This is a genomic window from Pelagibius sp., from assembly GCF_965249265.1.
Lineage (GTDB): Bacteria > Pseudomonadota > Alphaproteobacteria > Kiloniellales > Kiloniellaceae > Pelagibius.
This window is the reverse complement of sequence record NZ_OZ252224.1, coordinates 1089425-1104864: the sequence shown is the minus strand read 5'-3', so window position 1 is coordinate 1104864 and position 15440 is coordinate 1089425. Positions and strand designations below refer to the sequence as shown.

The following is a 15440-nucleotide window of genomic DNA, read 5'->3' as shown; positions in this document are numbered from 1 at the left end:
GACAAAAGCCGGAAGGATCAGATCTTGTAGCCGAGCTTCCGCGCCCCATCGATGAAGTTCTTGTACTGACGCTTCTGGTTGTCGAGACCGAGCTTCTGGGCGATCTGCGCCCACTCCTCCGCCGCCTCGTCCAGCGCCTGCTGGCTGGTCAGTTCACCGGAAACCGCCTTGGAGATGTTGCGCCCCAGAGCATCGGCATATTCCGGCGTACCTTCCCAGAAGAACTGCGGATAACCGACCTCGACGTTGGCGAGCCCCGCATCCAGATGGTTCTTCGCGGTGTCGAAGTTCTTGAAGATACCAGCGTTGGTCGACCAGAGGTCGTTGTCGGTGCCGCGTTGCGGGTTGGCCTGCAGATAGAGCTGCGCGGCGGCATCGCCGTAGTGGCTCCGGCCATAGGGATCCGAACCGCAGTACTCGTCCGCCACCATTTCGTTGGAATAGTCGGGATGGGACATGCGGTAGATGAAGTAGAAGGCCGCGTCCTTGATATCCTGCGGGATATTTTTGGGAATCGAGGCGGTGCGGCACCACAGCGACATGGCCCGGTTGGTGATCGAGCCGTCATCGTTCACCCAGCCCGGCACAATGGCGCCGCGCTGATCCTCGGCCAGTTCCGGGCCCTGCTGCTGGACCGTGAACTCCGACAGATCGATCCACCAGACCGACATGACATCGGAGCCGGACTGCCAGCGCTGGATCGTCGTGCCGATGTCCATGGCTTCGGCGCCCGGCGGGCCGAACTTGATGATCTCCTTGTAGATATCCAGGCTTTCCGCCGCCTTACCCTGGTTGATGGTGGGGTTCATGTTTTCGTCGAAGTAGTTCACCCCGGCGGAAGCGGCAATATCCATCCAGAAGCCCCAACCGAAGTTCGGCGGGTTCACCACCATGGAACTGCCGTAGATGCCCTGGCTGCTGAGTTCTTCGGTGAAGAACTGCGTCGCATCGACAAAGTCGAGCCAGGTCTTCGGCACCTCCAGGTCGCGCTGGAAGCGCTTGGAGAACTTGCTCTGCAGGCCGGCATCCTGGAAGTAGCTGTTGCGGTAGTGCAGGATATGGATATCGCCGTCCAGCATCACGCCGTAGGTCTTGTTGTCCCACTTGGTGTAGAACTCCCGATAGGCTGGCATGACCCAATCGAGATAGTCCTGGCTGCCTTCGTACTGGGCGAAGTAGTCGTCGAGCGGCTCAAGCTGGCCGGTCTCGGCGAAGGCGCCGAAGAAGAGGCTGGGGAACTGCACCCAGTCGAAGCGCGGGCGCTTGGAGAGGAGCTGCGGCAGGATCTTGGCGACCGCGTCGCCGCCGTCGTAGTTCTCCCGGCTCTTGATGCCGACACCGGCTTCCTTCATCAGGTGCGGCGACAACCAGAGCGGCGAGTGCAGCCAGTTGGAGTCTTGGAAGTAGGTCAGTTCGATGTCTTTGAAGAGCTTCTTGCCCGGCGGCACCGCCTGAGCGCCAAAGGACATTCCCGGCGCCATGCCGCCGGCTGCCGCGGCGCCGGCCGCCGCGCCTTGCAGGAACTTCCGCCGTGTAAATCCGCTAAAGAGACCCATAGCTTCTTCCTCCCTCTTCTTTTTTGCCGGACCGCCGAACGGACCGGACGGTTCTGCGCAGGACTGCGCTTTGGCTTCTGCCTCTAGAGAATAATCAACTCCGTCTGTCCACTGAATACCATCACATCTTCGGGCGCATAGTGAACCCGCACCCTTTCGCCCCGCGCCGCGGCAGTGTCCGCGTCGACCACGGCGCGAAAACGGCAGGCGCCGCTGGTCAGGGTCAGGATCGACCGCTCGCCGAGATATTCGTTGATCGCCACCTCGGCCTCCAGCGCAGGCAGATTCCGGTCGCCGTTCAGGTGGAGCGACTGCGGACGGATACCGATCGTCAGCCTGCTCTCGTTCCAGCGCGCGATCCGCTGCGCGTGTTGCTGGTCGATCTGGATCACCAGGTCGGAATCGGCAACATGCAGGGCCGTGCCTTTCTGATCGGTGAAAAGCTCGGCCTCGAAGAAGTTGGTCGGCGGTTCGCCGATGAAGTCGGCAACGAAAACGCTGGCCGGGGTATGATAAAGATCGTTGCGGGTGCCGAACTGCCGCAGTTCGGCGTTGCTCATCACCGCCACCCGGTCGGCCAGGGCCAACGCCTCAACCTGATCATGAGTGACGTAGATCATCGTCTTCTTCAGTTCCTGATGGATGGCCTTCAAATCGAACAGCATCTGAAATTTCAGATGCGCATCGATGTGGCTCATCACCTCGTCCAGGATGAACACCGCGGGATCGCGGATCAACGCGCGCCCAAGGCTGACCCGCTGCTGCTGGCCGCCTGAGAGCGATCCCGGCCGCTGATCCAGGATATCGTCGATGCGCAGAATCTCGGCGATCTCCCGCGCTTTTTTCTTGCGCTCCGGCGCCGAAAGCCCCCGCACCTCCAGCGGAAAGGCGAGGTTTTCCTCAATGGTGAAGTTTGGGTAAAGCGCATAGGTCTCAAAGGCCATGGCAACGTTGCGCGCCTGGGAATCCAGATCGTTCACCAGCACATCATCGAAGTGGATCTGGCCGGAGGAGATTTCCTCCAGGCCGACGATCATGCGCAGCGTGGAGGTCTTGCCGCAGCCGGAGGGCCCGAGCAGCGCCACGAACTCACCATCATTCACCGTGAGGTTCAGATCGTTTACCGCATGCACCTCGTCATGGCGCGAGCGGTAAATCTTGTTCACATCCTTCAGCGAGACCCGCGCCATGGTTCAGCTCACCATCACGTTGCGGCCGCTATCGGCATCGAAATAGAGGAAGGCCTCGTTGCGCAGCGCCAGCTTCACGGGCTCGCCATGCTGAAATTCGGCATCCGGCGGGGTCAGCGCCATCAGCTTCACGCCGCCGCTTTCGGCCATCAGGATGCCGGTCGCACCCAGCGCCTCGAAGATCTCCACCTTGGCCTCGACCACCGCGGCGCCGTTGGTCTCCGCGCCCGCCTTCGCCACCTGCACGTGCTGGGGGCGAATGCCGACGGTGATGCGCCCCGCCTTGTGGGCGGCCAGCACTTCGCTATGCGGTCCGGCAACCGGCAGGGCAAGACTGCCGGCCTCGGCGGTAAACCGCAGGTCGCCGTCCGTCCGGCTCAGCGACGCCTCCACGACGTTGATGCTCGGCTGCCCCAGATGCTGGGCGACGAAGAGATGCTGTGGCCGTTGAAAAATCTCCCGCGCCGTGCCGACCTGGAGAAGACCGCCGTTGCCCATCACCCCGATCCGGTCGCCGAGAGACAGGGCTTCGGCATAGTCGTGGGTGACATAGAGCGTGGCTACGGAGCGCAGTTCCTCCAGGGTATGGAACTGCAACCGCAATTCATGGCGAATCTTGGCGTCGAGATGGCTGATGGGTTCATCCAACAAGAAGACATCGGGCTCCGCCACCAGGGTGCGGCCGAGGGCCGTGCGTTGCTTCTGACCGCCGGAGATTTCGCCCGGGCGGCGGTTGAGCAACTGTTCGATGCGCAGCAGTTTGGCGACACCGATCACCGTCTCCTCGATCTTCGCCTTGGCCATGCCGCGGGCCCGCAGCGGGCTGGCAATGTTCTCGAAAACCGAGAGGTGGGGATAGAGCGCATAGCTCTCGAAGGTCATGGCCACCTTGCGCCGGTAAGGCGGCAGAGCGGTGATGTCGCGCTCGCCGACCCGGATGGTCCCGGCATCCGGCCGCTCCAAACCGGCGACGAGCCGCAGCAGCGTGGTCTTGCCGATGCCGCTGGGCCCGACCACGACGAAAAACTCGCCCTCCTCCACCGTCAGGTCGAGACGGTCGATGACCGGAAAGTCCCAGCCCTTGCAGAGCCCCTCTATCTCAAGCCGCGCCATCGCCCTACCCCTTCACGACGCCAAGGGAGAGGCCGCGCACCATATAGCGGCGCAGCAGGATAAAGAGGATCACCGGCGGCAGCATGGCGATCAGGCTGAAGGCCATCTGCAGGTTCCACAGCGTCTGGCTGCCGTGGGTGAAGGTCGGAATGACGATGGTGAAAGTCCGCACGTTGGTACCGACCAGAAGGTTGGCGAAGAGGTATTCGTTCCAGGCGAAGATCCAGCACAGCATGGCGACCGAGATCATACCGGGCAGCACCAGCGGCAGCGTCACCTTGAAGAAAGCGCGCAGCGGCGTGTAGCCGTCCAGATAGGCCGCCTCCTCCAACTCCCGCGGAGCGTCGCGGAAAAACACCATCATCAGCCAAGTCGCCAGCGGCATGTTGAAGACCAGGTAAAGGATAATGAGGGTGATGTGGCTGTCGGTACCCCAGGGGGTGGCATCGAAAAGAAAAAACATCGGCAGCACCACGGCCACCGGCGGGAACATGCGGTTCGACAGCACCCAGAAGGCCATATTCTCGCCGCCGGCCTGGCGCGGGAAGCGCGCGAAGGCATAGCCGGCCAAGGTGCCCAGGAAGAGCGAGGCCAGGGTATTGCCAGTGGCGATGATGAAGCTGTCCACCAGAGCGTTGAAGTTGGAAGCCTCGGCAAAGACCGCGACGAAATTCTCGGGATGCAGCACTTCCGGCCAGAAGGTCGGGATCGTGCGGTTGGTCTCCGCCGCCGACTTCAGGGCGGTGATGATCTGCCAGTAAAAGGGAAACAGCGTGATCAGCAGCCAGAGCCCCATGAAGGCGAGGAACAGGTACTTCACCAAACCGTAGTTGGATCTGCTCATGCGAAACCCCTCATGCGAAACCCTGGGCTTTCAGCACCTTCTTCAGGTACTTCAGGAAGAGGGTGATAAGCACGGCGGAGACGAGGAAGATGATGATGGCATAGGCGGCCGCCTCGCCGATGGCGAACTCCCTCAGGCCGCGCTGGAAGGCGATATAGGCCGGCAACTCGGAGGACTGGGCCGGGCCGCCGGAGGTCATGATGAAGACCAGATCGACGAACTTGAAGGCATCCATGAAACGCACGATGAAGGCGATGGCAATCACCTCCTTCAACATCGGCAGGGTAATGCGCCGGAGCGTCGTCCAGGTTCCGGCGCCGTCGACCCGCGCGGCCTCATAGACCGCCGGCGGCAGCGAAACCCGGCCGGAATAGACGATCAGCAGCGGCAGGGCGGTCCAGTTCCAGACGTCGGCGATAATAATGGTCCAGAGCGACATGCCGGCGTTGAACCACTCGATATGCTGGTCGATGAGGCCGAGGTTCAGCAGCGCCTGATTGATCGCGCCATTGGACGGCGTCAGCAGGAACTTCCAGAGCACACCCACGATCGACGGCGGCAGCATCATCGGCAGCACCATGGCGATCAGGAACACCACTCGCAGGAAGTTGTTCTTCACCAGTTCATAGAGGATCAGCGCCAGCGCCGCCCCCAAGAGCACCTGAAGACAGGCGCCGAAGGTGAGGTAGATCCCGAGATGCACGACCGAATCACCGAAGCGCGGCGACGACAGCACCGTTGCGAAGTTCTCAAAGCCAACCCAGCTCCAGTTGCTTTGAAACAGGCGCATCATGTTGGTGTCGTGGAGAGCGTGGTAGAACATCCAGACGGTCGGATAGACCACGATGCAGAACAGTACGAGCACCGGCAGGCCAACCAGGGCCAGCGGCACCCAGCGCGCGACGATCAGGTTGGCGCGCGGCTTTCGGGTATTGAACCATTCGGGAAAGGTCGCGGGATCGCCACGGTCGAGGCGGCGTCCCAATGCCGAATTGCCGCCGGAAGGCTCATCTGCTGCGCTGCCATCCACCATCAGTTGTGCGATCGCTCCCGTCCCCGAAGCGATTCTGCACAATCGATTGCAAAGATACCGCGCACGGCCCCCCAAACGGCCGAGGCTGCAGCCACCTGCATCCCCAGAATCCTCCCCAACGCCTTGTTCTAATTCTTTTTCCGTGCCTTGCGGTGTCTTACGACACCTGTCCTATCATTCGTCGTGTCCGGGGTCGAAGTCAAGGGACCAAGACCGGGCCGCCCCTGACAGCAAGACATCACGCGCACAAGAGAACGCCGGCACTCCCAGGGGAGCACCGGCGCGATCGATTTCAGACAACGTCTACGCGTCAGTTGTTGTGCGGCTTTGGCGCAGTCTGGAAGCCGCCGGTCTTGGGGTTACACTTCACCTTCATCGGCACCCACTGGGTGGAGATCGGGTGGCCCATCACCGCAATGAGGTACTTGCGGTCTGTGGCCTTTTTGAAGGTGTAGTGCTTCTTGAAAGTTACGATACCGGATTCTCCGGCCGTCTTCGTGACGGACTGGAACTCACCGTCGCCCCGGTAGAGATTGAACTTGAAGGTGCCGGGTTTATTGGTCTTGAACTTCGCGGTCAACGTAGCCTTTACCGGACAGCTAAACGGCGATCCATCGAACTTCACTGTAAGGTCGGCGTCCTTCACCTGGAACTCTTCCGGATGACAGATGACCTGGACGGAAACCCTGGCTTGACGATGTTCGATATCCTCCCCCTTGCGAGCCAGGGCGACCGCGCGCACCACCATTTTGTAGCGCAGGCCGGGCTTGATCAGCTGTTTGACCACTTTGTCCCGATCACCCTGGGTTTCGCAGATCTTGCGGCCCGCAGAGACAAGTGCGTTCAGTTCATCGCCGCGCACTCTGTGCTTGAAGGATATGTCGATCTTCTTCTCATAGAAGGCCCCGGCACTGGCAAACTTTTTACCCGAGTCCTGGCTTTCAACCCGATAGGAAACGATCCGGCCATCGTTCATCTTCTTCGCTTTGACTCTGAACTTGACGAAAGGCTGCTCAGCGCCTTTGCCCAGAACGTACTTGCCGTCCTTGAGAATGTACTCCAGCTTTGGGAGCTTGTTCGGCACATCGGGAGAGGCGGAAAGGCTCACTTGCTGCAGCAGTTGGGCGGATTGTGCGGCACCGGTAATTGCAGCGGATGCCGCCAGAGCCAGAACTGTTGTCTTCAATAATTTGGACACGAATATCTCCTTAAGTATGCTCGTCCCCCGGCGATTGAGGAAAGCTTCGATTGAGATGTGCCCCCACAGGCATTCCCAACTCAGTCGCGGTACCTGCGCAGATCGTTCAAAGCCGCCGCGAAAACCTAAGAAGGTCACAAGAGAGATCGTCGGCTGATTTCATGATGATCGCCCTCGACGGTCCTGTCCGGACAGCCCCATTGTGTTGCATCACCGAGCAAATCTGCGATATCAACCTCCACGATGGGATTGAGAGACGGGGAAGGGTGATGGCCGATAAGGGACTACCGGTGCCGGAGGGCTACGCCCCGAAAGACGAAGACAGTCTGCCGGCCTATCTGGCCGGCGCACCCGCCGTCGCCGCACGGCTCGGCGGTGCGCAGGCAGACTGGCGGGTACGCGAGGTCGGCGACGGCAACCTGAACCTGGTTTTCATCGTCGACGGACCCGCCGGTGGCGTCGCGGTGAAACAAGCGCTGCCCTATGTCCGCCTTGTCGGCGAGTCTTGGCCCCTGCCCCTCAGCCGCGCGCACTTTGAGCAGATGGCGCTCGCCACCCAGGCCAAACACGCGCCCGGCCTGGTGCCGGAGGTGCTGCACTACGACGAGACCCTGGCCCTTATCGTCATGGAATTGCTGCGGCCGCACATCATCATGCGCCAGGGCATGATCAAGGCGATCCGTTACCCGGACTTCGTCGAGGCCATCACCGACTTCATGGCCCGCACGCTGTTCCACACCTCCGACCTCGCCCTGCCGGCCGATGAAAAGAAAGCTGCCATTGCCGCGTTCTGCGGCAATACCGCGCTCTGCAAGATCACCGAAGACCTGATCTTCACCGAGCCCTACATGATCGCGGAGAACAATCGCTGGACCACGCCGCAGCTCGACGGCATCGCCCACGAATTTCGCGAGGACGGCGCGCTGAAGGTCGCGGTCTCCCGCCTCAAGCTGAAGTTCCTCTCCGAGGCCCAGGCGTTGCTGCATGGGGATCTGCATACCGGCTCGGTCATGGTCACGGAAAGCGATACCCGGGTGATCGATCCGGAGTTCGCCTTCTACGGACCCATGGGATTCGACATCGGCGCGGTGATTGCCAACCTGCTGATCAACTACTTCAGCCAGGACGGTCACGCCAAGCCCGGCGACCCGCGGGAGGACTATCAGACCTGGGTGCTGGAAGCGGTCGAAGGGTGCTGGAACGAGTTCCGAAGAAAGTTTCTGGCGCTCTGGCGCGACCGGGCTGCGGGCGACGCCTACCCGCACATCCTCTTTACCGCAGGCGCAGGGCCTGAAGCCCTGAGGGCCGAGCAGGAGGTCTATATGGACCGTCTCTTCGCCGACTCTATCGGTTTCGCCGCCGCCAAGATGATCCGCCGTATCCTCGGCCTCGCCCACAACATCGACCTGGAGTGGATCGAAGACCCGGGCGCCAGAGCCCTTTGCGAAACCCGCTGCCTTAGGCTTGCCCGCGACCTGATGGTGAACACGGAAAACTATCGCAGCATCGAAGCGGTGACGGCTGCGGCCCGAAAAGCGCGCGACGCCTACTGACGGGCAAGCGCCCGCCGACTCATCCCGGTGCCACGTTCTGGTTGATGCGGAAGAGGTTATGCGGATCGTAGCGGCGCTTCACCTCGGCGAGGCGTTCGTAGTTGCGGCCATAGGCCTCCCGCTCCCGGCCCGCGCCCTCTGCGATGAAGTTCACGTAGGCACCGCCGTTCGATTCCGCCGCCAGGGCCTTACGGCAGTCGCCGATCCAGGCCATGCAGGCGCCGTCGTCGGCCGGATCGCTCCAGCGGGCGCCTGGGCTGAGCACGAAGACCGCATCGCGGTGGGGATAGGCGGTCGCCGCCGGCGCCACGTCGTTGATCGCTCCACCGACCAGATGGATCATCACCTCCGACTGCGGCGTCGGTGTTCTCTGAGCCAGATCGACAAAGGCATCGATGCTGCGGTCGCTCAGGGTCACATAGTTGGCCGAGGTCCAGTAGTTGCGCAGGCCGTGGCTGAAGAAGCTGTCCGAGATCGACTGCGCCTCTGTATAGCGCCGCGGCATGACCGCATCAGCTACTGGTGCACCGAAGCCGCGTAACGGCGCCAGCGCCGCCGCGCCCTCCGCGGAATCGCCGACATAGCACTGGATGATCGAAATCATCCGGGTGCCGTGGTAGCTAGAATCGAGAAAGGGCAGCGGCGGCACGGTCAGCATGTCGGCCCAGGCACAGGCCTCCGGCGGCAGGCCCGGCGCGACGTCGCGGAAATTGCGCAAGACGGCGGCGGCCTGGTCGAGCGGATAGAGGGTGGGCCCGAAGAGCACCTCCGGACCCACGGGATGCAGTTGAAACTCGAAACCGACCGCCACTCCGAAGTTGCCGCCGCCGCCGCGCAACGCCCAGAAGAGGTCGGGGTGTTCCTCCGCCGAGGCGCGGATCAACCGTCCTTCCGCCGTCACCAACTCAACCACCAACAGGTTGTCGGCGGTGAGACCGTACTTGCGCGACAGCCAGCCGAAACCGCCGCCGAGTGTCAGGCCCGCCACACCGGTGTGGGAGATCACGCCGCCCGGTGTCGCGAGTCCGAAGACCTGGGTCTCGCGGTCGAGATCGCCCAGAAGGGCGCCGCCCTGCACCCAGGCGCGCTTGGCCTGCGCATCCACGCGGGCGGACCGCATCTGCGAGAGATCCACCACCAGGCCGTCGTCGCAGAGCGCCGAGCCGCCGATGTTGTGGCCACCGCCGCGCACCGCCAGGGGCAGGCCCTGATCGCGGGCGAAGTTCACCGCTTCGATCACGTCCGCGACACCGGAACAGACGGCGATCAGCTGGGGCCGGCGATCGATCATGGCGTTCCAGACCGCGCGGACTTCGTCGTAATCGGGGGCATCGCGGTCGAACAGGCGGCCGCGCAGTCGGGAGGCCAGAGCGTCGATGGCCGCCGGACCCAGGGCGGCGGCGGCCGGAGGAACTTGTTGCAGGGATTGGCGCATGGGAAGGGTCTCGTGGCTTGGGGGCGCGACTTTCATGGCAGTCTGGCGCCTGACCAGAGGGCAAACTACTCCTAAATCTGGAGTGGACCCTGGCCGGCCGGTGGCGCATTCTTGAATCCGCCGCACCCGAGAGGAGACCGCCATGACCAGTGGATCCGTGACCCGTGGCTATGGTCAGTACTGTCCCCTTGCACTGGCCTGTGAGGTTCTGGGGGAACGCTGGGCGATCCTGGTGATGAGCCGTCTGATCGACGGCTGCCGCCGCTTCAACGAGATTCACCGCGGTGTCCCGCGCATGTCTGCCAGCCTGCTTTCACAGCGTCTCGCCCAGCTCGAAGCGGCGGGCATGGCCGAGCGGCGCCCCCTGCCCGGCGGGCACGGCTACAGCTATGAACCGAGTGAGGCCGGCTGGGAGCTGGAGCCGATCATCATGGAACTGGCGGCCTGGGGCCAGCGTTGGGCAAGGGACATGACTGCGGAAGATCTCGATCCCGGGTTCCTGGTCTGGAGCATGCATGAGCGCATCAATACCGCAGCCATGCCGCCCGACCGCACCGTGCTGGCATTCGAGTTCACAGGCGCGCCCAGAGACAGCCGCCGGTTCTGGCTCGTCAACACTGACGGCAAGGTGGAGATGTGCCTGAAAGATCCGGGTTACGAGGTCGACGTGAAGGTGATGTCCGACTTGCGGCTTTTCATTGATGCTTGGCGAGGCTTCCGCTCCCTGAGGCGGGAGATCGCCGGCGGCGCCATCCGGCTGGAGGGGCCGACCGAGTTGAAGCGCGCCCTGCCGCGATGGCTGATGCTTTCGGCCCTTGCCCCCTTCGAACGGCGGCGGCCCGACAAGGAGCGGGACCTTGCCAAGAAAAACAAGACCGCCAAAGTCCGGGCCTGACCGGGCCCGGCGTCAGACACTCTCGATAATGGAGAGATGCCGCTCAGAAGAACGGCTGGCGTAGGTCAGGGCCTCCTGATACTCCGGCGAATCGTAACAGCCGACCGCGGCCTCGAAGGACGGGAACTCGGCAACGACGTTGCGCGCATGATCCGTGCCTTCCTTGGTGACATGACGCCCGCCGCGGGCAAGGAAGCGCCCGCCGTGCTTGGTCACGGCCTCCGTCGCAAGCTTTGCATAGTCGCCGTAAACGGCCTCGTCGGTAACGGTTACATGGGCGATCCAATAGGCGACCATATCTCTTCTCCTGATAATACTGAGGTAAGGTAACGAACTCTGCGGACTCAGTTGGCAAGCCTATCGGCCTTTGCACCCGGATCGGAAGCTTCTTTCGCTGCTTCACGCATGGTGTCGGCGATCAGACCATAGGCTCTCGCCCAGGCCACTTGAGCTTCCGTGCTCCACCTGTCGCCCAGCCCTTTTTCAAGTGTCCAAAGCAAGGCGGCGCCGACGGAATCATACTGCGCATCGGTCACGCCAACGGCGGCGTGACGCCGGCCGAGATCCTGAATGGCCGGGATAAGGGCTTCAAGGTCGTTCAAGCCCTCGATCACGCCATTCAGCGTCTTCAGCAATTTCCGGCGCTGTTCCGCCATGTCAACACCGGCAAAGAGCGGTTTGGCTGTTTCATCGATCTCAAAGAGGCGATCATAGAAAAGGGTGGCTGCAGCGTCGCCGATCGGGATGACCTGCTCCCAGGTTTCCCGGAGTAAGGCCGTCTGTACGGGGGTCATAGCGTTTCTCCAATCGCGGCGACTGAAGGCGTTCCGGTGATAGTCCGACAATGTCGGGCGTCTTTTCAAGCGTGGCTTTACCAAACTTCCATTATCTTATAAAATGAAAATATATGATTTAATCATTCTCAATATGAGATAATGAATCTATCCGATCTCACCATCTTCCGTACCGTTGTCGAAGAAGGCAGCATCACCCGCGCCGCCGAACGCCTGCACCGGGTTCAGTCAAACATAACAACCCGGGTCCGCCAGCTTGAGGAGGAGTTGGGGGTGGCGCTCTTTATCCGTCAGGGCAAGCGGCTGCACCTGGCGCCGGCAGGCCGGGTGCTGCTCGACTATGCCGACCGGATTCTGGGCTTGGCGGAAGAAGCGCGGGAGGCCGTGCAGGATTCGCGGCCGCGGGGTACTTTCCGCCTCGGCTCCATGGAAAGCACCTCGGCCGTGCGGCTGCCGGCACCGCTGAGTGCTTACATGAAACGCTACCCCGAGGTCGACATCGAGCTGCGCACCGGCAACCCGGAGCAGTTGGCGCGTGCGGTTCTGGCCGGAGATCTGGATGCCGCACTGGCCGCAGAACCCATTGCCAGGGAACAGTTCGAGCAGATACCGGTCTTTGAGGAAGAACTGGTGCTGGTCGCCGCTGCCGATCAACCGCCCATCGTTCCGGGTAAACCGGCCCCACGCACCATGATCGCTTTCGAGAACGGCTGTCCGCATCGAAAACGCCTGGAGGACTGGTACACGGAACGCGGTGAAACGCCGGCTCAGACCCTGCAGCTCGCCTCATACTACGCCATGCTTGGCTGCGTTCTGGTCGGCATGGGGATCACCCTGCTGCCAAAGAGCGTGCTGGTCACTTATCCCGAGCGCAGGCGCCTTTCGCTGCATCCGCTGCCCAAAAACCGAGACAAGGCCTGGACCATGCTGTTCTGGCGCAAGGGTGCCGGCTCCGCCAAGATCGACGCCCTGGCGGAGGTTTTGAAGAGCAAGCACCGCCGGCACTGACGGGGAAGAAGCCCCCAGAGTCAGGCAGCAGGTTCAGGCAGCGGCGTCCCGGGCCGCATCGATCATGACCTCGGCGACCAGCGCGTAAACCGCCGCCCAGGCCTCGCTCACGTCCTCGTTCCAGGCCTCGCCCAATCCCCGTTCAAGGGTCCAGAGCAACGCGGCGCCCACCGAATCATAATGGTCTTCCGTCACACCGTAGCCGACATGACGTCGGCCGAGGTCCTGGAGAACCGGCACCAGAGCATGGAGATCCTCAAGCCCCGCGACGGCAGCGCCCAGCATCAGCATCAGCTTTTTGCGCTGCTCCGGCATATTGTCGGCGGTAAACAGCGGCCTGACCGCAGGATCAATCTCGAACAGGCGGTCATAAAACAGCTTGGCCACCTCGTCGCCCAGGGCCAGGACCTGCCTCCAGGTCTTGTTAACGATTTCAATCTGGCTTGGTGTCATCAGTTCTCTCCGAAACATTTGCCTTGGTGTGGCGCGGCTTTGGGTTGCGGTGCGCCGTCCTGTCCGCAGGCCATTTCCTTGCCGCGGCAGACGCACCCGACCGTGGGTCGTATGAAGTCCGGAAAAGTTCAATCTGATGAAAGCCGTGCCCCGGCGCGGGCCGGGCGTGCTATGCAGAGACCGTCATGATCAGCCCTTCAGCGAGCACCCCTGCCGCCGCCGCTTTCCATGCCGATGGCTACGCTGTCGTCCGCGGCGTGTTCAGCTCCGTAGAGGTCGCCGCCATGGCCGACTCCTTCGACGGGATCGAGGCGCGGGCTCTGGCCGGCGGGCGCAACTGGCGCGACCGGAACACCTTTTTCCGCCTTGCGGACGACCCCCGCGCCGGGCGCGTGCTGCGCCTCGTACAGTGGCCCGGCTGGATCGACGCGGGTTTGGAACAGGTGCGCCGTGACCCGCGTCTGCTGGAGATCCTGCAACCGCTGATCGGCCATGATCTGAAACAGATCATCAATCAGATGCATTGGAAGGCGCCGGGCAGCGACGCCGAGTTCGGCTTTCATCAGGACTCACGCTCCCGCCGTCCGCGCGCGGCTTTCCGCGACCTGGCGAATTCCTATGTGCAGACCGGGATCGCCATCGACCCGCACCGCGCAGACAACGGCGCCATGGTAGTCTGCCCCGGCAGCCACCGCCTGGGCGAACTGCCCTTCGATCCGCAGCGGCCCTCGATGCATGAAGCCCTGGACAGGGCCGACCTCGCCCGCCTGGGCGTCGATGCCGACCACACGGTCACCCTGGACATGGCGCCGGGCGACGTCGCGCTCTGGCATGTGCACACGCTGCACGGCTCCGGCCCCAACCGTTCAGGGATCGACCGGCGCTTCTACATCAACGGCTATGTGACGGCTGAGAACTGCGACCGCGGCGAATGGGCCTTCCGCGGCGGCGAACCCTGCCCCCTGGCTGGAGAACAGAGCCTCGTCCACTACGAAGACCTCTACAGCAAGCCCGGCCCGATGTTTGTGGATTGACGGCCAGAGCACCTTCTCCGCTGCGCGGAAGCCCCCTCACCCCGGCCCTCTCCCACGAGGGGAGAGGGGAAACAAGAAGAGCCGCTTAGGTACCCTCTCCCCGCGTGGAAGAGGGAGGAGCCCGCGAAGCGGGAGGGTGAGGGGAACCTCATTAAACGCCAAACAACCCGATCACCGCGCCCTGGATCAGCAGGCCGCCAAGCCAGTGGCCGCCGTCGATGACGGTCAGGCTGCGTTTGGCGCCCTGGAAGCCGTGGTTCACCACCAGGGTGGTGGCGACGAAACCAAGCCAGACGAAGAAGGCGGTGGTCAGGCCGCCGGTCACCCCCATGGTGACGGACCCCAGATGGCCCATCACGCCGGCCAGCATGAAGGCCATGACCAACTGGGCGACGGCGGTAACGATGTAGAGCGCCGGCCCGGCACCGGCCTTCACTTCTTCCTCGGTCTTGCCGAGGGCGGCCATCCAGGGCTTCGCCAAGGCCGTGTAGTAAACCGCTCCAAAGACAAAGCTGGTCGCAGCGGCAGCCAGGACCGCCAGATAGTTGATGCCGGTAAACTCCATGATCCCCCTCCCCTTGTTGTTTCTAACGCGCCGCCACTGCGACGATTTTGATTCTTAGGGCGTCGCCGCTGCGACGGCTTTGGTTTCTACCGCGTCGCCACTTGTTCTCTAGCGCGTCGCCACGGCGACGCCGGCTCCCACCAGAAGCCCGCCCGTCGCCCGGTTCAGCCAGCGAAAGGCACGCGGCGAGGTGATCGAGCGTCCGGCGCGGGTCGCCAGGAAAGCATAGGCCCCAAGGATGACCAGCGACACCACCGCCACCACCAGGCTGAGCAGCGCCACGTCCCCCGTGGTCAGGGCCGCGATATCGATGAAGGTCGGCACCAGGGCGCTGTAGAACAGGATCGTCTTGGGATTGCCGAGGGTGACCACAAAGCCCAACACGAAGGAGCGCCGCAGATCGGCCCGTCCCGCGGCAGCCTCCAGCCTGGGCGGTGGCGCCTTGCTGCGCCAGGTCATGACCCCAAGCCAGATCAGGTAGCCGGCGCCCATAACTTTCACGATCAGGAAAAACTCGCCCATCGCCGCCGCCAGCGCCGAAAGACCGGCAATGGCAAGGATGAGAAAGAGAATGTCCCCCAGAATGAGACCGGAAATGGCTGCAAAGCCGGATGCCAGCCCGCCCGTCAGGCTGCGCGCGACCACCGCCAGGAAGCCCGGTCCCGGGGTCAGCGAAAGCAGCGACATCGCCACCAGAAAGGCCAAAAAAGACTCCAACGACATCGAAATTGCCATTACCAGCCCATTTCCAAAAAATTCGGCAAAGAAA

General features: G+C 62.7%; 16 protein-coding genes. 4 read left to right on the top strand and 12 right to left on the bottom strand.

Annotated features, from left to right (window positions below):
- Positions 1 to 17 precede the first annotated feature (17 nt).
- From ACP146_RS05345 to ACP146_RS05320, 6 genes are all read right to left on the bottom strand, one after another.
- A complete protein-coding gene (locus ACP146_RS05345) occupies positions 18 to 1556 on the bottom strand; it encodes an ABC transporter substrate-binding protein (RefSeq protein WP_422365732.1) in 1539 nt (512 codons plus the stop codon).
- Positions 1557 to 1639: 83 nt separating this feature from the next.
- Positions 1640 to 2746 (bottom strand): ABC transporter ATP-binding protein, encoded by a 1107-nt coding sequence (locus ACP146_RS05340; protein ID WP_422365731.1) that lies wholly within the window; start codon positions 2744 to 2746, stop codon positions 1640 to 1642.
- A 3-nt stretch (positions 2747 to 2749) separates the two neighbouring features.
- Positions 2750 to 3859 (bottom strand): ABC transporter ATP-binding protein, encoded by a 1110-nt coding sequence (locus ACP146_RS05335; protein ID WP_422365730.1) that lies wholly within the window; start codon positions 3857 to 3859, stop codon positions 2750 to 2752.
- 4 nt (positions 3860 to 3863) lie between these two features.
- On the bottom strand, positions 3864 to 4703 hold the full coding sequence (locus ACP146_RS05330) for a carbohydrate ABC transporter permease (RefSeq protein ID WP_422365729.1): 840 nt from the start codon (positions 4701 to 4703) through the stop codon (positions 3864 to 3866).
- 10 nt (positions 4704 to 4713) lie between these two features.
- Positions 4714 to 5736 carry a carbohydrate ABC transporter permease gene (locus ACP146_RS05325; protein ID WP_422365728.1) on the bottom strand — a complete coding sequence of 341 codons (1023 nt, stop codon included), beginning with the start codon at positions 5734 to 5736 and terminating at the stop codon, positions 4714 to 4716.
- A gap of 310 nt (positions 5737 to 6046) precedes the next feature.
- Positions 6047 to 7072 carry a hypothetical protein gene (locus tag ACP146_RS05320; RefSeq protein ID WP_422365727.1) on the bottom strand — a complete coding sequence of 342 codons (1026 nt, stop codon included), beginning with the start codon at positions 7070 to 7072 and terminating at the stop codon, positions 6047 to 6049.
- 131 nt (positions 7073 to 7203) lie between these two features.
- On the opposite strand from ACP146_RS05320, the gene mtnK reads away from it, so the two are divergent.
- Positions 7204 to 8487, top strand: coding sequence for an S-methyl-5-thioribose kinase (gene mtnK, locus ACP146_RS05315; protein WP_422365726.1), 1284 nt, complete (start codon positions 7204 to 7206; stop codon positions 8485 to 8487).
- A gap of 19 nt (positions 8488 to 8506) precedes the next feature.
- Here mtnK and ACP146_RS05310 read toward each other — a convergent pair whose 3' ends face one another.
- The gene (locus tag ACP146_RS05310) at positions 8507 to 9922 is read right to left on the bottom strand and encodes an FAD-binding oxidoreductase (protein ID WP_425032278.1); all 1416 of its coding nucleotides are present in this window, start codon (positions 9920 to 9922) and stop codon (positions 8507 to 8509) included.
- A gap of 142 nt (positions 9923 to 10064) precedes the next feature.
- Between ACP146_RS05310 and ACP146_RS05305 the strand changes: the two genes are divergently transcribed.
- On the top strand, positions 10065 to 10817 hold the full coding sequence (locus ACP146_RS05305; RefSeq protein WP_422365724.1) for a winged helix-turn-helix transcriptional regulator: 753 nt from the start codon (positions 10065 to 10067) through the stop codon (positions 10815 to 10817).
- Between the two features lie 12 nt (positions 10818 to 10829).
- Here ACP146_RS05305 and ACP146_RS05300 read toward each other — a convergent pair whose 3' ends face one another.
- Positions 10830 to 11114 (bottom strand): DUF1330 domain-containing protein, encoded by a 285-nt coding sequence (locus tag ACP146_RS05300; RefSeq protein WP_422365723.1) that lies wholly within the window; start codon positions 11112 to 11114, stop codon positions 10830 to 10832.
- Between the two features lie 47 nt (positions 11115 to 11161).
- Positions 11162 to 11611, bottom strand: a complete 450-nt coding sequence (locus tag ACP146_RS05295) for a globin family protein (RefSeq protein WP_422365722.1) — start codon at positions 11609 to 11611, stop codon at positions 11162 to 11164.
- 141 nt (positions 11612 to 11752) lie between these two features.
- On the opposite strand from ACP146_RS05295, the gene ACP146_RS05290 reads away from it, so the two are divergent.
- The gene (locus ACP146_RS05290) at positions 11753 to 12619 is read left to right on the top strand and encodes a LysR substrate-binding domain-containing protein (RefSeq protein WP_422365721.1); all 867 of its coding nucleotides are present in this window, start codon (positions 11753 to 11755) and stop codon (positions 12617 to 12619) included.
- A gap of 33 nt (positions 12620 to 12652) precedes the next feature.
- On the opposite strand, the gene ACP146_RS05285 is transcribed toward ACP146_RS05290, so the two are convergent.
- Positions 12653 to 13072 carry a globin family protein gene (locus ACP146_RS05285; protein WP_422365720.1) on the bottom strand — a complete coding sequence of 140 codons (420 nt, stop codon included), beginning with the start codon at positions 13070 to 13072 and terminating at the stop codon, positions 12653 to 12655.
- A 185-nt stretch (positions 13073 to 13257) separates the two neighbouring features.
- On the opposite strand from ACP146_RS05285, the gene ACP146_RS05280 reads away from it, so the two are divergent.
- The gene (locus tag ACP146_RS05280) at positions 13258 to 14106 is read left to right on the top strand and encodes a phytanoyl-CoA dioxygenase family protein (RefSeq protein WP_422365719.1); all 849 of its coding nucleotides are present in this window, start codon (positions 13258 to 13260) and stop codon (positions 14104 to 14106) included.
- 151 nt (positions 14107 to 14257) lie between these two features.
- Here the strand turns inward: ACP146_RS05280 and ACP146_RS05275 are convergent, their stop codons facing one another.
- Both ACP146_RS05275 and ACP146_RS05270 read right to left on the bottom strand, forming a co-directional pair.
- A complete protein-coding gene (locus tag ACP146_RS05275; RefSeq protein ID WP_422365718.1) occupies positions 14258 to 14671 on the bottom strand; it encodes a DUF1761 domain-containing protein in 414 nt (137 codons plus the stop codon).
- Between the two features lie 108 nt (positions 14672 to 14779).
- Positions 14780 to 15394, bottom strand: coding sequence for a LysE family translocator (locus ACP146_RS05270; RefSeq protein ID WP_422365717.1), 615 nt, complete (start codon positions 15392 to 15394; stop codon positions 14780 to 14782).
- Between the last annotated feature and the right edge of the window lie 46 nt (positions 15395 to 15440).